A 17,987-nucleotide genomic window follows, 5' to 3' on the forward strand; every position below is an offset into this window, starting at 1 on the left:
CCACCCTCAACGCTTCAACGCTACGGCGTTCAGACCGTGAAAAAGCCGTGCGTGCCGTCGCGGCCCAGTTGCTCGACAAGGCCATACTCCCATTCGAGGTAGGCGTTCATGGCTGCGCGCGCGTTGTCGGTGCCCTCGTAGGGCCGCCGGTATCGGTCGATGCGCGGCGAGGCGAGCTGGGCATCGCCGCTTTCGACGGGCAGGCCGGCACGCTGCCAGGCGGTGGTGCCGCCTTCGAGCACCTCGACCGGCTTGCCTGTGAGCGCCGCGATTTCGGGTGCGGCGAATGGTGCGAGCGCATTCGTCATGCAGACCGCCACGTAGCGCTTCGCGTCGGGCAGCGCGCGCAGATCGTCGAAGCCCGGTGCCAGATGCGAGCGCAAGGTCCACCACGCGCCTGGGATATGCGCCTTGATGTGGTTCGCGCTCGACGTGAAATCGAGCACCACGGTGCCGTGATCGTGCTGTGCGAGGCGGGCGGCGAGCGCTTCGGGCGTGATCGACGCGACGGCCTGCGGCGCCGGTTTGGGCGCGCGCCACGGGCCGCTTTCGCTGAGCGCCTCGGCGTTCACGGCGTCGATCACATGGACTTCGACATTCATCTGCGCGAGCCACGACGCCGTCATATTGGCGCGCACGCCGTCGTCGTCCAGCAGCACCACGCGTGCGCCGCGCACTGGCGCGAACATCTCCGTTTCCTGCACCAGCTGGCCGCCGGGCGCGCCCTGAAAACCGGGCACATGCGCGCGCTCGTATTCGGCGGGCGTGCGCACGTCGAAGCGATAGGTGGTGCGTGCAGGATCGGCAGCCCAGCGCGCGGCTTCGTCAAGCGTGGTGCGGCGCACGCCCGCGCGATCGGCCAGTGCGCGCGCGGCCTCCCGCGACTGCGCGAGCGTGGCGGCGTCGCGACCGGCATCGGCGTCGAACTGGCGCGCCGCGCCACGCTCCAGCGTCTGCCCGGCAAGCGTCCAGCCGATCGTGCCGTTACGCAGCGCCGCAACGGGATTCGGCAGTCCCGCATTGACGAGCGACTGCGCGCCGATGATGCTGCGCGTGCGCCCCGCGCAGTTGACGATCACGCGGGTGGCCGGGTCCGGAGCGAGCGCGCGGGCGCGCAAGGCCAGTTCCGCGCCCGGCACGCTGACACTGCCGGGAATGTTCATGGTCTGGTATTCGTCGAAGCGGCGCGCGTCGAGCACGACCACGGGCGCGTCGCCGTCCAGCAGCGCCTGGACTTCTTGCGCGCTCAGCGACGGCGTGTGGCGCGCGGCTTCAACCCATTCGCCAAAGGCCTTGCTTGGCACATTGACGTCGCGAAACACTTCGCCGCCTGCTCGAATCCAGCCTTCCAGGCCGCCTTCGAGCAGCGCCACATCGGTATAGCCGAGCGCATCGAGCTTGAGCGCCGCGCGCGCGGCAAAACCTTCGCCCTCATCGAGCAGCGCGATGGGCACGTCGCGGCGCGGCAGCTTCGTCCAGGCATCGAGTTCGATCTTCGCGAGCGGCAGGTTGGCCGCGAACAGCGGATGGCGTTGCGCGTGCGGGTCTTCTTCGCGCACATCGAGCAGCGCGATTTCGCGGCGGGCGAGCAGGGCGTCGCGCACGTCCTGGTATGAGCGCGTGGGAAATGACTTCATGAGGCGATGGATTCCTTGCTGAGATCCCAGAGATTCGGGAGGACGTCGTTCGAATAGCCTGAAATAAAGGGTCTTGGCGGGCCGTCGGCGGGATAGGTCGAGCGCCTGATCGCGCCGATGTTGCCGCCATAGACGTGGATGCTGATCGACACACGGTCGTCAAAGGCGTTGCGCACGCGATGGATATCGCCGATGGTGGGCGAAACGGCCTCCACCATGCCCCGTTCGAGACGCGTTTCGGCGCCGTGCGGGCTCAGCACGCCATCGGCGCTGCGCACGTAGGGCTGGGCGTATTCCGCGCCCCGCAGCACGCCGATGAGGCCCCAGACCGTGTGATCGTGCACCGGCGTCTGTTGCCCCGGTCCCCACACGAAGCTGACGACGCAAAAGCGCTGACGCGCGTCGGCGTGCAACAGAAATTGCTGATAACGCTCGGGCGAGGGCACGGCGTAAGCGTCGGGCAGCCAGTCGTCCTCGCTCACGAGTTCGCTCAGCGCTTCGAGGCCGCCTTCGATCAGTTCGGATTCCTTTTGAAATCCATGAGGCTGTCGATCGACCAGTTCCGCGATGTTGCCGACAAAGCGGCGTAGTTTGTGGATCGCCATCAGTCGAGCAGCTCCGGCTCGCGTTCGACCAGACCGGCGTAAAGGCTTTCGAACGCATGGCGTGCGCCTGCCGCACGGCCCACCTGGCCATGCGTGAGCGTGGCGATGTCGTGGGCGATGGGCTGCGGTTTGCCGGCGGCTTCGGCCAGCAGTTGCGCGTGGCAGGCGTTGTCGAGCGCGATATACCACCATGCCGCGGCTTCGACGCTCGGGCCCGCAGTGAGGATGCCGTGGTTCTTCAGAATGACGGCCTTGCGCGCGCCGAGCGCATGCGCGATGCGCGCCCCTTCGTCGGTGTCCAGCACCACGCCGCTAAAATCGTCGAATAGCGCATGGTCCTCGTAGAAAGCGCAGGAATCCTGCGTAAGTGGATCGAGCGTGCGGCCCAGCGTCGACCAGGCCTTGCCGTAAAGCGAATGCGTGTGCGCGGCGGCGACCACGTCGGGATGCGCTTCGTGAATCGCTGCGTGGATCGCGAAAGCGGCCTGATTGACGGGGCCTTCGCCCACCACGATCTCGCCATGGCGGTTCACGAGCAGCAGATCGGACACGCGGATGCGCCCGAAATGCAGGCCGAGCGGATTGACCCAGAAGTGATCGTGCCATTGCGGGTCGCGCGCCGTGATGTGGCCGGCGAGACCTTGATCGAAACCAAAGCGCGCAAACAGCCGGAATGCACCGGCCAGGCGCGCCTGGCGATGGCGCCGTTCTTCGGCGACCGTGCGCGCGGGCGCGGCTTCGTCGTCGAACCAGAACTTGCGGATGGGGGCATGCCGGAAGTCCGCAGGCGCGGCATCGCTGGGAATATCGCGGGGGGAATTGGCGAGGATCGCGCTCATGTCGTTCCTTGTTTTTAGGGGCTTTGCTGCGCTTACGCGGCGGCGCGCACGCGGCTGGTGAGTTCGCGCGTGGCGGGAATCAACACGCGGCCATAATCCGCGGCGTCTTCGAGCGGATCGAAGCCGCGAATCAGGAACGTGGTAACGCCAATCGCGTGATATTCCGCGAGCGTCTGCGCGACCTGTTCGGGCGTGCCCACGAGCGCCGTGGAATTCGAGCGGCCGCCGATCTCCTTTGCAACCGCGGTCCATAGGCGCTCGTCCGCGCGTACGCCGTCACCGGCTGCGCCGAGCAAGCGCCGCGCCCCTTCGCTTTCGAGCGGGCCGCCCTTATCGAGACCCTGCGCCGCGCGCAGGCGGCGCGTTTCTTCGAGGATGTGCCCGGCGCGCTCCCACGCGGCTTTTTCCGTATCGGCGAGAATCGGCCTGAACGACACAGAGAAGCGCACCTCGCGACCGTGCTTCGCGGCTTCGGCGCGCACGCGGTCGATCAGGTCGGCCACGCCCTGTTTCGATTCGCCCCACAGCGCGTACACGTCGGCATGCTTGCCGGCGACCGTCAGCGCCGCTTCTGATGCGCCGCCGAAATAGATCGGCACATGCGGCTGCTGGCGCGGTTTGACTTCGGAGAACGCCTGCTCGAAGCGATAAAAGCGGCCGTGGTGGTCAAAAGGTTTGTCTTCGGTCCAGATGCGCTTGAGTACGCGGAGATATTCGTCGGTGCGTGCGTAGCGTTCGTCGTGGCTCAGGAAGTCGCCGTCGCGGCGCTGGTCCGCATCGCTGCCGCCCGAGATGAAGTGCACGGCCAGACGGCCACCCGAAAAGTGATCGAGTGTGGCGATCTGGCGCGCGGCCAGCGTGGGGGCGACGAAACCGGGACGATGCGCGAGCATGAAATGCACGCGCGACGTAACGCTCGCGGCGTAGGCAACCGTGAGCGTGGCGTCGGGGCTGCTCGAACTATGCGGCACCAGGATGCGGTCGAAACCCGCGCGCTCGTGCGCCTGGGCGAAATCGCGAACGTAGTCGACGTCGATCGCGGGGCCGCTCGCCTGGTGCGTCTCCGACACCTTGCGCTGCTGGATCATGCCGATGAATTCGATGCTCATGCTGGCTCCTGTGAGAGGTCTCTATGGAGCGCAGCCTAGCATCGCGACATGCAAAGTTTAAATATTGATTGAATATAAATATTCCATATCGGCATCATGAGAGGGCGCCGGGTAGAGGCGATTCCGCGTTAGCGACGATTGTGTCGTCATGACGACGATATGACGTGGCCCGGCGCTCATTCGAACGTGATGAACTGCGCCGACGACCCCACCTTTCGTTCAGCTATCGCATATTGAATGCGTCGAGTATCAGTCGCCTGACGCTCCAGATTTAGGGCACGGTCACCAGGTTGACTTGCCTCGCCAGCACGAACAGACTCTGCTCACCATCGATCAGCACCGGAGCGGACGTGGCCAACCCGGATCTTTCCGTCGACGACCCGAAGGCCGCGCGCGTCATCGCCGCGCAGGCCAGCCCGTGCGACAAACTCGTCATCCACGCGCAGCCCACCACGGTCGATCGCCCCTGCCGGCACAAGCGTCTCGCGCTGGCCGCGACGATCCTCGGTTCGAGCATGGCCTTCATCGACGGCTCCGTCGTCAACGTCGCGCTGCCGTCGATTCAGCGCGAACTGGGCGCAAGCGTCGCGGCGATGCAGTGGGTCGTCAATGCATATCTGCTGTTTCTCGGCTCGCTCGTGCTGGTCGGCGGATCAATGGGCGACCGCCTCGGACGGCGCACGGTGTTTGTCGCGGGCATCGCGCTCTTCACGCTGGCCTCGGCGGCCTGCGGCTTCGCGCCGAATGCGTCTGCGCTGATCGCGGCCCGCGCGGTGCAAGGCATCGGTGCGGCGCTGCTCGTGCCCAGTAGTCTCTCGATCATCGGCGCGGTGTTCGACGACGCTTCGCGCGGGCGCGCGATTGGCACCTGGGCGGGCGTGGGCGCGATCACCTCGGCGGTGGGGCCGGTGGCGGGAGGCTGGCTCGTCGATGCGTTTTCGTGGCGCGCGATCTTTTTCCTGAACGTGCCGCTTGCCGCGCTGACGATCGCGCTGGCGCTGTCGTCCGTGCCCAACAGTCACAAGCTCGATGCGCCGCGCGAACTCGACTGGCCGGGCGCCTTCAGCGCGGCAGCGGGTCTTGCCGCGCTGACGTTCGGCCTGACCGAAGCATCGGCGCGCGGCTTCGCGCATCCGCTGGTATGCGCCGCGATTGGCGTGGGCGTGCTGGTGCTCGGCGTGTTCGTGGCGATCGAGGCGCGCAGCGCCAACCCGATGATGCCGCTCGATGTGTTTCGCTCGCGCGATTTCACGGCCGCCAATCTTGTCACCTTGCTGCTTTACTTTGGACTGGGCGGCGCATTCTTCTTCCTGCCTTTCACGCTGATCCGCGCGCACGGCTATAGCGCGACCGCCGCGGGCGCGGCGCTGTTGCCGGTGCCTGTCGCGATTGGTTTGCTATCGCGTTTCACCGGCGGGCTGACGAACCGCTTCGGTGCGCGCTCGCTGTTGACTGCCGGCCCCGGCGTTGCGGGTATGGGTTTCGCGTTGCTGGCGCTGCCGTTCGTGCACGAGGGCTATTGGGTCGGCTTTTTCCCTGCGCTCGTCGTGCTTGGACTGGGGATGACGATCACGGTGGCGCCGCTGACGACGGTCGTTATGAGTTCGGTGTCGAGCGAGCGCACCGGCGTTGCGTCCGGCATCAACAACGCGGTCGCGCGCGTGGCGGGCCTGCTGGCGATTGCGGTGCTCGGCATCGTGTTCGTCTGGTCTCACCAGGCCGGGCTATCGGCGCGCCTTGACAGCTTGCATGTACTGCAGGACGTGCGGCCGACGCAGCCATTGCTGGCGGCGGATCATCAGGGCGAAGCCCGCACGCCGGTGGCCCGCGCGGACGCCGATGCCATCGTCGACGCCCTGCGCGCCGTCGCCGCCGTGTCCGCCGCGTGTGCGTTCATCGCAGCGGCTATCGCGGCGGCAACCCTGAGCCCCAGTCGTTCGCGTTGACGATGCAGATGGGGCAGGCTGCCTGAAACTATCAGCCAGGCCGATGATTGAGATCGCAAATTGCGAGTTTTCTTATGTGCGGGTCGTTTATACGATGTTCGGTATCGGCGCAGCGGTTGTGCAGCTTGTACCGCGCGCGCAACTGGAGGAGCGATGGAACATAAGCCCCGCACGCAGAACGAAAAGCTCGAGGTCAAAACCACGACCTGTTACATGTGCGCCTGCCGCTGCGGCATTCGCGTGCACCTGCGCGATGGCGAGGTGCGCTATATCGACGGCAATCCGGAGCATCCGCTCAACCAGGGGGTGATCTGCGCCAAGGGTTCGTCGGGCATCATGAAACAGTATTCGCCAGCGCGTCTCACCCAGCCGCTGCTGCGCAAACCAGACGCCGTGCGGGGCGCCGCGCAGTTCGAACCGATTTCCTGGGAAACCGCGTTCGACCTGCTGGAAAAGCGCCTCGCCCATTTGCGCGCGACGGACCCGAAACAATTCGCGCTATTCACGGGCCGCGACCAGATGCAGGCGCTCACGGGGCTCTTCGCCAAACAGTTTGGCACCCCGAATTATGCGGCGCACGGCGGATTCTGCTCGGCGAATATGGCGGCTGGAATGATCTACACGATAGGCGGATCGTTCTGGGAATTCGGCGGCCCGGATCTGGACCGCGCGAAGCTGTTCTTCATGATTGGAACGGCGGAAGATCATCACTCGAACCCGCTGAAGATCGCCATTTCGAAGTTCAAGCGCGCGGGTGGCCGCTTCATTGCGATCAATCCGATCCGCACCGGCTATGCGGCCATCGCCGACGAATGGGTGCCGATTCGTCCAGGCACCGACGGCGCGCTGTTCATGGCGCTCATGCGCGAGCTGATCGAAAACGACGCGTATGACCGCGAATTCGTCGAACGTTATACGAATGCGGGCGAGCTGCTCGATATGCGGCCCGATAGCGATACGTACGGCCTGTTCGTGCAGGACGAAACGGTTGAAGTGCGCAATCCGCTCTTTCCGCAGAATCATATGTGGTGGGACGCCGCGAGCCAGTGCGCGGTGCCGCATCACGCGCCGGGCGTGCGGCCCGCGCTGGAAGGGCGCTATACGCTCGCCAACGGCACGCCGGTCGCACCGTCGTTTGAACTGTTGCGCGAGCAGGTCGCCAGTTGCACGCCGGAATGGGCGGCGCAGATCACCGGCATTCCCGCCGCTACGATCCGCCGGCTGGCGCAGGAAATGGCCGATGCCGCGCGCGATCATAAGGTTACCTTACCGATTCCATGGACTGACGCCTGGGGGCAAACGCACGAATCCGTGACGGGCGCGCCCATTGCCTTTCACGCCATGCGTGGGCTTGCCGCCCATTCAAACGGCTTCCAGTCGATCCGTGCGCTTGCCGTGCTGATGTCCTTGCTCGGCACCATCGACCGGCCGGGCGGCTTCCGGCACAAGTCGCCGTATCCGCGCGCCGTGCCGCCTTCGGCGAAACCGCCCAATAGCCCCGACGACGTCAAGCCCAACACGCCGCTTGCGAATGGCCCGCTGGGCTGGCCCGCCGCGCCGGAAGATCTGTTTGTGGACGCCAGTGGCGAGCCCGTGCGGATCGACAAGGCATTCTCGTGGGAATATCCGCTTGCCGTGCACGGGTTGATGCATAGCGTCATCACGAATGCCTGGCGCGGCGACCCGTATCCGATCGATACGCTGTTGATCTTCATGGCCAACATGGCGTGGAATTCGTCGATGAATACCGTCGAAGTCCGCAAGATGCTGGCGGACCGACACGAAAGCGGCGAGTACAAGATTCCGTTCATCGTCGTGTGCGATGCGTTCCAGTCGGAGATGACCGCGTTCGCCGATCTGATCCTGCCCGATACGACTTATCTTGAGCGCTACGACGCTATGTCGATGCTCGACCGGCCGATTTCCGAATTCGACGGGCCAGTCGATTCCGTGCGCGTGCCCGTCGTGCCGCCCACGGGCGAGTGCAAGCCGTTTCAGGAAGTGCTCGTCGAACTGGCGGGCCGCCTGAAACTTCCGGCTTTCACCACGCCGGACGGTCAGCGCAAATACCGCGACTATCCGGACTTCGTCATCCATCATCAGACGGCGCCGGGATCGGGCGTGGGCTTCCTGATGGGCTGGCGCGGCAAGGACGGCGACAAGGCGCTGGTGGGCGAACCAAACCCGCAGCAGTGGGAGCAGTACGCAAAACACAACTGCGTCTACCACTACACGCTGCCCGAATCGCTGCAGTACATGCGCAACGTCAACGGGCCTTATCTGCAGTTCGCGGTGGAAAAGGGCTTTCGTAAGTTTAACGAACCCATTGTCATTGCGCTTTACTCGGATGTGATGCAGAAGTTCAGGCTCGCCGCGCAGGGTAAGACGAAAGGGCGGCAGCCGCCCGCACATTTGCGCGCACGTATCGAACAGTACTTTGATCCGCTGCCGTTCTGGTATGCGCCGCTCGAACACGACGCGACCGATCACGCGCGGTTTCCGCTCGCAGCCGTCACGCAGCGGCCCATGGCCATGTATCACTCGTGGGATTCGCAGAACGCCTGGTTGCGGCAAATCCACGGCGAGAACTATCTCTACATGAATCCCCGCACGGCGGCCGCGCAGGATATCGCGGACGGCAGCTGGATTTACGTCGAATCGCAATGGGGCAAAGTGCGCTGTATGGCGCGCTATAGCGAAGCGGTGGAGCCCGGCACGGTATGGACATGGAACGCCATCGGCAAGTCGGCGGGCGCGTGGAATCTTGGGCCCGACGCCAACGAATCGCAGCGCGGCTTCCTGCTGAACCATCTGATCGCCGACGAAATCCCGCTCAAGCATGCCGATCATCCGCGCACCTCGAACTCCGATCCCATCACGGGACAGGCGGCGTGGTACGACGTGCGCGTGCGGATCTATGCAGCCGAGGCGGACGCCGACCACACGCTGCCGCAATTCGAGGCCATGCCCGCGCTGCCCGGTGAGATCGGCACGGGGGCGAAAGGACTCGTTCATCGTGTCGTTCAGACCTATTTTGCCGGGCGCGGCGAGTTCGCCGCGCGTCTGGCGAAGGCCACGCAGCGTAAATAATTCGGAGTACAGGCTATGACACAGATGGCGCTCGTGATCGATCTGAACGTCTGCGTGGGGTGCCACGCGTGCGTGACGAGTTGCAAGGAATGGAATACCTCGGGCGAGGCGGGCAGTCTGGCCGACTTTCGCCCTTATGACGCCGATCCGTCGGGCACGTTCTTCAACCGTGTGCAGACGTTCGAGGCCGGCGAATATCCGCTGGCCGACACCATTCACTTCCCTAAGTCCTGCCTGCACTGCGAGGACCCGCCGTGCGTGCCGGTCTGTCCCACGGGCGCGAGCTACAAGCGCAAGGAGGACGGCCTTGTGTTGGTCGATTACGACCGCTGTATCGGCTGTAAATACTGCGCGTGGGCCTGCCCCTACGGCGCGCGAGAGATCGACGAGGCGCGCAAGGAAATGACCAAATGCACGCTCTGCAGCGATCGCATCTATAACGAGGCGCTTCCCGAGCGCGACCGCAAGCCCGCGTGCGTGCTGGCGTGCCCGACCTCGGCGCGGCTGTTTGGCGACATTCACGATCCCGAGTCGGTTGTGTCGAAGGCGATCCGCGAACGCGGCGGCTATCAACTGATGCCGGAGTGGGACACCAAACCGTCGAATCATTATTTGCCGCGTCAGCAAGTGACGTCCTGCGGCGGCGCGTGTTCGTGCAAGACATCGGATGAAGCCGGGTCCGCGACGCTCGAAGCCCAGCTTGAAAGCGGGGCGCTCAATCTGGCGTCTATCGCTACGCGGCCTGCGCTTTAACGTACTTGACGACGCCTGAATAGAAGAAAGGAGAGCGCAATGAAACCGGCATTTTCAGTGGTATTTCTCACGACGCTCAGCGGCGCGGGCCAGGGGCTGCTCATCGCGCTCGTGGGCGTCGAACTGGCAATGCGACTAGGCTTCGGCGATGCGGCTGCTGTTCCGTCCGCGTTTTATGTGGTTGGCGCAGGGCTGTCGTGCTTGCTTGGCGTGTTGGGACTGGTCGCATCGTTTTTTCATCTCGGCCATCCCGAGCGGGCATGGCGCGCCATTGCAATGTGGCGCACCTCGTGGCTTTCGCGCGAATGCCTTTGTCTGCCCGCGTTTCTTGCCTGCACCTTCGCCTATGGTCTGGCGCATCTGTTGGGGGCGTCCTTTACGCTCGCGATAGGCGGCGTGGCAGTGGTGGCCAGTGTGCTGCTGTTCGTTTGCACCGCGATGATTTACGCGTGCCTGCGCTTTCTTCAGGAATGGGCCACGCCGCTCACGCTGGTCAATTTCCTGCTGCTGGGCTGCGCATCCGGCTTTACGCTGGCAACCGCCTGCGCCGCGAAATTCGCACCGGCCATGATCGTGCCGCTCGCCGTTTGCGCCTGCGTGTTGACGCTCGCGGGCTGTGCGTCGCGTACGGGCTCGCTCATCCGCAATGCGCGTCTGCGCCCGAAATCGACGGTGCAAAGCGCGACCGGCATTCGCGCGGAACGTGTCGAGCAGAAGTCGCGCGGATTTACCGCCGGAGCGTTTAATCTGCGCGAGTTCTTTCACGGCAAGACGCCGCGTGCGCTGGCCCGCGTCAAATGGACGTTCCTGATCGCGGCGTTTCTTGCGCCTTTTTGCCTCGTGGCGATCGGTGGCGGCGTGCGCCCGGTTGGGCTGTCGTTCGCGCTGCTTTGCGCGGCGGCGATTATCCAGTACGCGGGGCTGGTGGCCGAGCGCTGGTTTTTCTTCGCCGAGGCGCGGCACCCGCAGAATCTCTACTACCAACGCTCCTGACGGCGGGCGCTAACCTCCCAGCGCGATAATCGCCGATGTCAAGGCGGCGCCCAGCAAGGTCATGGCGCAACCGGCCTTCATCGCGCCCGCACCCGTGTAGCGCCCGAGCGCAAAGCCTGCGGCGAACAGCATGGCAAGCGTGAGCACGCGCGAAATGATCAGCGCTGTGATGTGATCCTTCACGATGATGAAGGGCAGCGCGACCGGAAAGGTCGAGACGACGACCAGCAGGAAAATACCGGCGGCGCCAATAAAATCGTCGCGTCTTAAACGCGCGCGCGGCGGCAGCGTCGATGCTGCCACCAGGCGCGCGCGAATCTGTTCAAGTTCAGCATCGTCGACCAGCGGCTCCAGCGCCTTCGGCAGCGCGTCGCGCAATACCTGTACGGCAACGGCGCGATCCGGTTCGCGCTTTACGGTCAGGGCCAGCGTCAGGCGCTGACCGCGATCCGCGAGCGTGCGCACCAGAAACATCACCGCATCGGCAAGGCCCCAGGCGAGATTGCAGCCAAGCGCGGCGATGAACAACTTACGCCCGGCATCCTCGCCGGCCGTGACGGCCTTGATGGCCCCCACGAAAGTCAGCGCCATGAATAGCCCGAAGCACAGTTCGGTCACGCGATCGACGGTATTGAGGACGGGCTCGCGCTTTTCGGGCACCGGTTCGCGCGTGGGGGAAGTCGTGTTCATAGGGCCTCGTGCTTGAGGGTTTCGGCGGCTGTTCCAGCCCTTATCCGGATGAATACGTGAAGATACGCCATCGATGCGCGGATCGGCTCGCCGGAATCCGGCTGCGGCGGAATTTTTTTTCGTTCGCGCACAATATCCGCGCGCCTGAAACGTCTTCAGGCCCATGGAACCGCCACCCACCTCGCAGCCGATGACCGACCGAGACAGCGAAATCACCGCGACCGTGGTGCGTGAGCGCACGAGGCTCGTCAATTTCATCCGGCGCCGGATTCGCGACCAGGATGATGCCGAAGACATCCTGCAGGATGTTTTTCACGAATTCGTGCAGGCCTACCGGCTTCCCGCGCCGATCGAACAGGCGAGCGCGTGGTTGTTTCGCGCCGCGCGCAACCGCATCGTCGATCGCTTTCGCAAGAAGAAGGAGCAGCCACTCGCGGAATTGTCCGGGACCGATGGTGACGCCGACAGCGAGTATCGGCTCGACCTGGCGCTGCCGGCCCAGGATGCCGGACCTGAAGCGCTTTATGCGCGCAGCGTGCTGCTCAAGGCTTTGCAGGATGCACTCGACGAGTTGCCGCCGAATCAACGTGAGGTCTTTATCGCGCACGAACTGGAGGGCCGCTCGTTCAAGGACCTGGCTGCGTCAAGCGGCGTGACGCTCAATACGCTGCTTGCGCGCAAACGCTATGCGGTCCTGCATCTGCGCGCGCGGCTACAGCCCATTTACGACGAACTGGATATTTAGAGGAGCCGAAGGATGAAGTTTCGATTCAGATGTGCGGGTAAAGCGCTGCTTGTGCTGGTCGCCATTGGCGTGCTGGGGTGGGTGGTGATGATGCTATGGAACTGGGTGATTCCGGCGCTCTTCGTAGGCGCTCGCGCGATCGATTTCTGGCATGCGCTGGGCTTGCTGGTGTTGAGCCGCATTCTGTTTGGCGGATTTCGCGGACACGGCGGCGGGCGCTACCGGCGTCACTGGCGCAAATGGGAAGCGATGACGCCCGAAGAACGGGAGCAATTCCAGTCGGCATGGCGAGCGGGCCGCGCGCGGCGCACGGGAGACGAGGCATGAGCGGGCAATCCACGGCAGAGTGCAAACAGGAGCCGGGCGTGATCGTGCCGGTCGTCGATCTGAAACGTTGCGAAGGCAAGGGCGATTGCCTCGATGTGTGCCCCGAGAGCGTGTTCGAAATCCGGCGTATCGACGAAGCCGATTATCGCGCTCTCGATTGGGGGCATCGGCTGAAGCTGCGGGTGCACGGCATGAAAGTCGCCTACACGCCGAACGCGCAGGCCTGCCGCTCGTGCGGCTTGTGCGTGACGGCGTGCCCCGAACGCGCGATCAAGCTGGCCAGAACGACGTAGCTTGATCGACGAATGGGCGAGCGTTGGGCCGGGCAGCAGCGTAGGCCGCGCGACCCGGCAGCTTACTGGCCGAAGTAGACCGGCTTCATGCCGTCGTAGGCGGGACGCGCGGCAGCAGTTGCAGCGTTAGCTGCAGTGGCAGCGGTTGTAACCGGGCCGCCCGAGGCGCTCGAACCGTCCGCGACGCCGCCGACGGCGCTGTTCTGTGCAGCGACCTTGGCTTCGGCGGCGAGAATGTCGTCGGGGTAGTGCGGATCGTTGCCGCGTGCGGGGCTATAGCCGGCCTTTTCGAGTTGAACGAGTTCGGCGCGAACCTGCGCACGGGTCACCGGGCCATTCGACTGGGCAAACGAAGCAACCGGAACAACGAGGGCAACGGCAACTGCAACAGCTTGAATCAGGGACTTCATGACAACCTCCATTGTGCTTTGGTGTTCGGTTGTGCTGTTTCGCCGCAACCGATGAAGCCAGTCTAGGAGTTTGCCTGCCTGGGGTTAACCATGATTTCGGGAAATCATACTTTCACGCGGTGGAAAGATCAGCTGGCGCTGCTGCGCGTGATCGTGCCCCATGTCGCCAGGTGGCTGCGCCGTTCGCAAAAACGACGGACAGTTTTCCAGAAGCGCCATTGACGTTTTCGTCCCTGCTGGATGCCGGTCTTTTTCTATTGCGTCCCTTAATGGCGACCTCTACTGGCGCGAACGGCAGCGCCACGTCCCGCCGCGCGGCCGTTCTCAACCCGAGGACGTCATGCCAATTGCTCCCTCCGCTCCCGCTTCTGCTTCCTCACAACCGCGTGCAAGCGCCGCGGCGCGGCTCGAACGCCTGCCGTTTTCCGGCTATCACAAGCTGGTTTTCACCATCATCGCGCTCGCATTCTTCTTCGATTCGGTCGACCTCGGCACGATGACGTTCGTGCTCGGCTCGATCAAGAAGGAGTTTGGGCTCTCCACCGCGCAGGCCGGACTGGTCGCGAGTTCGAGCTTTTTCGGCATGACGATTGGCGCCGCCGTGGCGGGGCTGCTGGCGGATCGCTTCGGCCGGCGGCCGGTGTTCCAGTGGAGCATGGTGCTATGGGGCGTGGCCTCGTATCTCTGCTCAACGGCGCATGACGTGAACATGCTGATCGTCTATCGCATCCTGCTGGGCTTTGGCATGGGCATGGAGTTCCCGATCGCTCAGGCGCTGCTTTCCGAGTTCGTTCCCGCCGCCAAACGTGGCCGTCTGGTCGCGCTGATGGACGGCTTCTGGCCGCTTGGCTTCATCACCGCGGGGATCGTCGCTTACTTCGTGCTGCCGACGCTTGGCTGGCGCACCGTGTTTGCGCTCCTCGCCATGCCCGCCGCGTTCGTGCTGGTGGTGCGCAGGATCGTGCCCGAATCGCCCCGCTGGCTCGAACATCGCGGGCACGCGGACGAAGCGGATCGCGTCGTTGCGCAGATCGAGGCCAGCGTGATGCGATCCGCCGGCCTGTCGAGCCTGCCCGCACCCGTGCGGCTTCAGGAGCCGACGGAGTCCACGCCCACGCGCGGACGCGGCGCGCTGCGCGAGATCTGGAGCCCGGCTTACCGGCGCCGCACCGCGATGGTGTGGGCGCTCTGGTTCTTCGCGCTGCTCGGCTTCTACGGACTGACGTCGTGGCTAGGAGCGCTGCTGCAGCAGGCGGGTTTTGCGGTGACGCAATCGGTTTTCTACACCGTGCTGATCTCGCTTGGCGGTGTGCCCGGCTTTCTCTGCGCGGCCTGGCTGGTCGAGGTCTGGGGCCGCAAGCCGACCTGTGTGGTCTCGCTGCTGGGCGGCGGCGTGATGGCCTATGCGTATGGTCAAACGGCGTTGCACGGCGCCAGCATTCCGTTGCTGCTTGGCACCGGCCTCGTCATGCAGTTCTTCCTGTTCGCGATGTGGGCCGCGCTCTACACCTATACGCCCGAACTCTACGGCACCGGCGCACGCGCGACGGGCTCAGGGTTCGCCTCGGCGATTGGCCGTGTTGGGTCGCTGATTGGCCCTTATGCGGTTGGCGTGGTTTTGCCGCTGTTCGGCCAGGGCGGCGTGTTCATGCTGGGTGCGCTGTCGTTTGCCGTCGCGGCGCTCGCCGTCTGGACGTTGGGCATCGAAACAAAGGGTTTGTCGCTCGAAGCGCTCACCTCGGAAGCGGGTGATATGCTCGACGTTCCCTCGCCTTTGACTCTGAGCGATGCGCAACAGAACGGCGTCGCACGACATCATTCATGAATATCGATCCCGCTGTCATTGAAGCCTTCGCTCCGACCGGCGTTGTGCGCGCCTCCATCAATCTGGGCAATCCGATCCTCGCGAACCGCGATGTGGTGAGTGGGGAAGTGTCCGGCGTGTCGGTCGACCTGGCGCGTGACTTCGCCGCTTATCTGGGCTTGCCGCTCGAACTCGTCGTGTTCGATACCGCCGCCCAGTCCGTTGAAGCCGTGAGCGACGCGCGCGCGGATTTCGGCTTCTTCGCGGTCGATCCGACGCGCGGCGAAACCATCGCGTTCACGGCGCCCTACGTGCTGATCGAAGGCTTCTATCTCGTGCGCGAGGACTCGCCGGTGCGCACCAACGCCGACGTGGACGTGGCGGCCCATCGCGTGGCTGTTGGCAAGGGGAGCGCCTACGACCTCTTTCTCACGCGCGAATTGAAGGCGGCGCAGATCGTGCGCGCGCCGACTTCGCCAGCGGTCGTGCAGACTTTTATCGAGCAGGGGCTGGAAGTGGCCGCCGGCGTTAAGCAGCAACTGCAGGCCGACGCGAGCCGCATCGGTGGGCTGCGTCTGCTGGGCGAACGCTTTATGGTGATCCGCCAGGCGATGGGCGTTGCCAGAAGCCGGGGACCGCAGGCTGCCGCCGTGCTGGCGGACTTCGTCGAGCGGAAAAAGGCATTCGGATTCATCGCCGCGGCGCTTGCAGGGCATGGGATCGAAGGGGCTTCGGTGGCGCCGGCTGCGTGATTGGGGAAGTCCGGTCGATCTGGACGCGCGCTACCCGAGTTACGCCTCGCCACAAGTCTCGATACTCTGAACGATCTCGTCGATGGTTGCGCGAATGCGTGCGGTACGGCGCAGATCCTTGTGCGTGACCAGCCAGATTTCATAGGGCGCTTCGCGCCTGCGCGACGGCCAGACGCGGATAAGTCCGTCGTGTGCGCCCATATTCACGGGAATTTCGCCAAGCCCGATCCCTGCCTTGATCGCGCCGCGCAGGCTCAGGTTCGAATCGAAGCGCGCCACGATGCGCCCGCTCCTGAGCGGCTCACCCGCGAGGGCGGGTTCTTTGGCCGCGTCGATATAAGGCTGATAGACGACGAGATCGTGTCCCGCGAAGGCCGTGCCTTCCACCGGCACGCCATGCCGGTCGAGATAACTCTGCGACGCAAACAGTCCCACCTCCCAACTGGCCAGTCGCCGCGCCACCAGTCCAGGATTGTGCGGACGCACGGTTCGCACGGCGATATCCGCTTCGCGTGTCGCAAGGTTCAGCAACTGCGTCGAAGTATTCAAACGCACGCACACTTCAGGGTGTTTTGCATGCAGCCGCTCGATCGAAGGAATGACGAAGGCCAGCGCGAGGGCGTCGGTCGTCGTCACCTTGACTTCGCCTGCCAGCTTTTTGTCGAGTCCCTGAGTCTGTCGTGTGAGATCGTGGGCCGCGCGTTCCATCGCTTCGGCGGGGAGCAAGGCGAGCTTGCCCGCTGGCGTGAGCACATAGCCTTTCGAGGTGCGCGCGAATAGCGCCGCCGACAGATCGTGTTCGAGCACCGCGAGGCGTCGCCCAACCGTCGCCTGATCGAGGTTGATCGTGCGTGCGGCGGCGCGCAGCGTGCCTTCGCGATGGATCGCGAGAAAGATGCGGGCGTCGTTCCAGTCCATGCAGGCTCCGTCGGGTGATGATGCAATTTTGCATCAGTGCGCAAGCAATTTGCTGCGTGGCTCGCAGACCTCAGAAAACTATACTCGTCTGCAGATCAAAGGCGTGCAGTCCAACGAATCCTTCAGGTTCCCACGCCGCTCGATCGAGCTTATGAGGATGAATCGATGTCGAATGCAGCACACACCATTGCGCCGACCATGTCGGCAGTCGAAATCACGCAACCGGGCGGCCCGGAAGTGCTGGTGCCCACGGTACGCCCAGTGCCGGCAGCGGCGCCCGGCGAAGTCCTGATCCGCATTCACGCGGCGGGCGTCAACGGTCCCGATGTGTTCCAGCGCAAGGGACTGTACGATCCGCCTCCGGGTGCTTCGGACCTGCCGGGTCTGGAAATCGCGGGTGAAGTGGTCGCACTCGGCGCGGGCGTCACGCGCTTCGCGGTGGGCGACCGTGTCTGTGCGCTGATTCCGGGCGGCGGTTATGCCGAGTACGCGACGGCGCACGAGTCGAACACGCTGTTCATTCCCGATGGGTTGAGCCTCGTCGAAGCCGCCGCCATGCCCGAGACCTTCATGACGGTCTGGCTCAACGTGTTCCAGCGCGGCAAGCTTGCGAAAGGCGAAACCGTGCTGATCCACGGCGGCGCATCGGGTATCGGCACTGCGGCGACGATGTTCGCGAAGGCACTGGGCGCGGGCCGCATCATCACGACAGTCGGCTCCGACGAGCAGCGCGAGGCCAGCCTCGCACTGGGTGCGGATCTCGCGATCGATTATCGTAAGGACGACTTCGTTGCCAGCACGCTGGCCTTTACCGAAGGCAAGGGCGCTGACGTGATCGTCGATATCATCGCGGGCGATTACGTTGCGCGCAATTTCGCGGCGGCGGCGGTGAACGGACGCATCGTGCAGATTGGCGTCATCAAGGGTCCGGCCACGCAGGTCGATCTGTTCCCGATGCTGACCAAGCGGCTCACGCATATCGGCTCGACGCTGCGCTCGCGCACGCACGATGAGAAGGCGGAGATCATCCGCGAACTCGAAACGCACATCTGGCCGCATATTCGTGGCGGCAGCGT

At 64.5% G+C, this 17,987-nt stretch carries 17 protein-coding genes; 10 read left to right on the forward strand and 7 right to left on the reverse strand.

Translation table 11 applies throughout. The annotated features are described in order from the left end of the window. Nucleotides 1-29: 29 nt before the first annotated feature. From VG320_RS22530 to VG320_RS22545, 4 genes are read right to left on the reverse strand one after another with little or no spacing between them, the layout of a single operon-like run. Nucleotides 30-1,637, reverse strand: a complete 1,608-nt coding sequence (locus VG320_RS22530) for a rhodanese-related sulfurtransferase (RefSeq protein WP_327202281.1) — start codon at nt 1,635-1,637, stop codon at nt 30-32. Next, on the reverse strand, nt 1,634-2,242 hold the full coding sequence (locus VG320_RS22535) for a cysteine dioxygenase (protein WP_327202282.1): 609 nt from the start codon (nt 2,240-2,242) through the stop codon (nt 1,634-1,636). The genes VG320_RS22530 and VG320_RS22535 overlap by 4 nt, the downstream gene beginning before the upstream one ends. Continuing rightward, a complete protein-coding gene (locus tag VG320_RS22540) occupies nt 2,242-3,081 on the reverse strand; it encodes a class II aldolase/adducin family protein (RefSeq protein ID WP_327202283.1) in 840 nt (279 codons plus the stop codon). The genes VG320_RS22535 and VG320_RS22540 overlap by 1 nt, the downstream gene beginning before the upstream one ends. A gap of 32 nt (nt 3,082-3,113) precedes the next feature. Then, nucleotides 3,114-4,190 carry an LLM class flavin-dependent oxidoreductase gene (locus VG320_RS22545; RefSeq protein WP_327202284.1) on the reverse strand — a complete coding sequence of 359 codons (1,077 nt, stop codon included), beginning with the start codon at nt 4,188-4,190 and terminating at the stop codon, nt 3,114-3,116. 350 nt (nt 4,191-4,540) lie between these two features. Between VG320_RS22545 and VG320_RS22550 the strand changes: the two genes are divergently transcribed. The 4 genes from VG320_RS22550 (at nt 4,541) to VG320_RS22565 (ending at nt 10,972) form a co-directional block, all read left to right on the forward strand. Beyond that, on the forward strand, nt 4,541-6,136 hold the full coding sequence (locus VG320_RS22550; RefSeq protein ID WP_327202285.1) for an MFS transporter: 1,596 nt from the start codon (nt 4,541-4,543) through the stop codon (nt 6,134-6,136). Nucleotides 6,137-6,289: 153 nt separating this feature from the next. After that, nucleotides 6,290-9,226 carry a molybdopterin oxidoreductase family protein gene (locus tag VG320_RS22555; protein ID WP_327202286.1) on the forward strand — a complete coding sequence of 979 codons (2,937 nt, stop codon included), beginning with the start codon at nt 6,290-6,292 and terminating at the stop codon, nt 9,224-9,226. Between the two features lie 15 nt (nt 9,227-9,241). Continuing rightward, nucleotides 9,242-9,979 (forward strand): 4Fe-4S dicluster domain-containing protein, encoded by a 738-nt coding sequence (locus tag VG320_RS22560; RefSeq protein ID WP_327202287.1) that lies wholly within the window; start codon nt 9,242-9,244, stop codon nt 9,977-9,979. Nucleotides 9,980-10,018: 39 nt separating this feature from the next. After that, complete coding sequence (locus tag VG320_RS22565) at nt 10,019-10,972, forward strand: dimethyl sulfoxide reductase anchor subunit family protein (RefSeq protein WP_327202288.1); 954 nt, start codon at nt 10,019-10,021, stop codon at nt 10,970-10,972. A gap of 9 nt (nt 10,973-10,981) precedes the next feature. Here the strand turns inward: VG320_RS22565 and VG320_RS22570 are convergent, their stop codons facing one another. Further along, nucleotides 10,982-11,662, reverse strand: a complete 681-nt coding sequence (locus tag VG320_RS22570; protein ID WP_327202289.1) for a VIT1/CCC1 transporter family protein — start codon at nt 11,660-11,662, stop codon at nt 10,982-10,984. A gap of 163 nt (nt 11,663-11,825) precedes the next feature. Between VG320_RS22570 and VG320_RS22575 the strand changes: the two genes are divergently transcribed. From VG320_RS22575 to VG320_RS22585, 3 genes are read left to right on the forward strand one after another with little or no spacing between them, the layout of a single operon-like run. Beyond that, complete coding sequence (locus VG320_RS22575) at nt 11,826-12,407, forward strand: RNA polymerase sigma factor (RefSeq protein WP_327202290.1); 582 nt, start codon at nt 11,826-11,828, stop codon at nt 12,405-12,407. A gap of 12 nt (nt 12,408-12,419) precedes the next feature. Beyond that, nucleotides 12,420-12,734 (forward strand): hypothetical protein, encoded by a 315-nt coding sequence (locus tag VG320_RS22580; RefSeq protein WP_327202291.1) that lies wholly within the window; start codon nt 12,420-12,422, stop codon nt 12,732-12,734. After that, nucleotides 12,731-13,027: a 4Fe-4S dicluster domain-containing protein gene (locus tag VG320_RS22585; protein ID WP_327202292.1), complete on the forward strand. Its 297-nt coding sequence runs from the start codon at nt 12,731-12,733 to the stop codon at nt 13,025-13,027. The genes VG320_RS22580 and VG320_RS22585 overlap by 4 nt, the downstream gene beginning before the upstream one ends. Before the next feature lie 62 nt (nt 13,028-13,089). Here VG320_RS22585 and VG320_RS22590 read toward each other — a convergent pair whose 3' ends face one another. Next, nucleotides 13,090-13,437, reverse strand: coding sequence for a DUF4148 domain-containing protein (locus VG320_RS22590; RefSeq protein ID WP_327202293.1), 348 nt, complete (start codon nt 13,435-13,437; stop codon nt 13,090-13,092). 340 nt (nt 13,438-13,777) lie between these two features. Between VG320_RS22590 and VG320_RS22595 the strand changes: the two genes are divergently transcribed. Then, the gene (locus tag VG320_RS22595; protein ID WP_327202294.1) at nt 13,778-15,262 is read left to right on the forward strand and encodes an MFS transporter; all 1,485 of its coding nucleotides are present in this window, start codon (nt 13,778-13,780) and stop codon (nt 15,260-15,262) included. Further along, a complete protein-coding gene (locus tag VG320_RS22600; RefSeq protein WP_327202295.1) occupies nt 15,259-15,993 on the forward strand; it encodes a transporter substrate-binding domain-containing protein in 735 nt (244 codons plus the stop codon). The genes VG320_RS22595 and VG320_RS22600 overlap by 4 nt, the downstream gene beginning before the upstream one ends. Before the next feature lie 39 nt (nt 15,994-16,032). Here the strand turns inward: VG320_RS22600 and VG320_RS22605 are convergent, their stop codons facing one another. Then, nucleotides 16,033-16,911 carry a LysR family transcriptional regulator gene (locus tag VG320_RS22605; protein WP_327202296.1) on the reverse strand — a complete coding sequence of 293 codons (879 nt, stop codon included), beginning with the start codon at nt 16,909-16,911 and terminating at the stop codon, nt 16,033-16,035. Nucleotides 16,912-17,109: 198 nt separating this feature from the next. Between VG320_RS22605 and VG320_RS22610 the strand changes: the two genes are divergently transcribed. Continuing rightward, the coding region (locus VG320_RS22610; protein WP_414696097.1) for an NAD(P)H-quinone oxidoreductase at nt 17,110-17,987 on the forward strand (878 nt) is incomplete at its 3' end.

Source organism: Paraburkholderia sp., from assembly GCF_035948235.1.
GTDB lineage: Bacteria > Pseudomonadota > Gammaproteobacteria > Burkholderiales > Burkholderiaceae > Paraburkholderia.

What these genes read in the sequence shown, in the direction of transcription:
- VG320_RS22530 (WP_327202281.1), bottom strand. Translation starts at nt 1,637, where the DNA reads ATGAAGTCATTTCCCACGCGCTCATACCAGGACGTGCGCGACGCCCTG.
- VG320_RS22535 (WP_327202282.1), bottom strand. Translation starts at nt 2,242, where the DNA reads ATGGCGATCCACAAACTACGCCGCTTTGTCGGCAACATCGCGGAACTG.
- VG320_RS22540 (WP_327202283.1), bottom strand. Translation starts at nt 3,081, where the DNA reads ATGAGCGCGATCCTCGCCAATTCCCCCCGCGATATTCCCAGCGATGCC.
- VG320_RS22545 (WP_327202284.1), bottom strand. Translation starts at nt 4,190, where the DNA reads ATGAGCATCGAATTCATCGGCATGATCCAGCAGCGCAAGGTGTCGGAG.
- VG320_RS22555 (WP_327202286.1), top strand. Translation starts at nt 6,290, where the DNA reads ATGGAACATAAGCCCCGCACGCAGAACGAAAAGCTCGAGGTCAAAACC.
- VG320_RS22560 (WP_327202287.1), top strand. Translation starts at nt 9,242, where the DNA reads ATGACACAGATGGCGCTCGTGATCGATCTGAACGTCTGCGTGGGGTGC.
- VG320_RS22565 (WP_327202288.1), top strand. Translation starts at nt 10,019, where the DNA reads ATGAAACCGGCATTTTCAGTGGTATTTCTCACGACGCTCAGCGGCGCG.
- VG320_RS22570 (WP_327202289.1), bottom strand. Translation starts at nt 11,662, where the DNA reads ATGAACACGACTTCCCCCACGCGCGAACCGGTGCCCGAAAAGCGCGAG.
- VG320_RS22575 (WP_327202290.1), top strand. Translation starts at nt 11,826, where the DNA reads ATGGAACCGCCACCCACCTCGCAGCCGATGACCGACCGAGACAGCGAA.
- VG320_RS22580 (WP_327202291.1), top strand. Translation starts at nt 12,420, where the DNA reads ATGAAGTTTCGATTCAGATGTGCGGGTAAAGCGCTGCTTGTGCTGGTC.
- VG320_RS22585 (WP_327202292.1), top strand. Translation starts at nt 12,731, where the DNA reads ATGAGCGGGCAATCCACGGCAGAGTGCAAACAGGAGCCGGGCGTGATC.
- VG320_RS22590 (WP_327202293.1), bottom strand. Translation starts at nt 13,437, where the DNA reads ATGAAGTCCCTGATTCAAGCTGTTGCAGTTGCCGTTGCCCTCGTTGTT.
- VG320_RS22595 (WP_327202294.1), top strand. Translation starts at nt 13,778, where the DNA reads ATGCCAATTGCTCCCTCCGCTCCCGCTTCTGCTTCCTCACAACCGCGT.
- VG320_RS22600 (WP_327202295.1), top strand. Translation starts at nt 15,259, where the DNA reads ATGAATATCGATCCCGCTGTCATTGAAGCCTTCGCTCCGACCGGCGTT.
- VG320_RS22605 (WP_327202296.1), bottom strand. Translation starts at nt 16,911, where the DNA reads ATGGACTGGAACGACGCCCGCATCTTTCTCGCGATCCATCGCGAAGGC.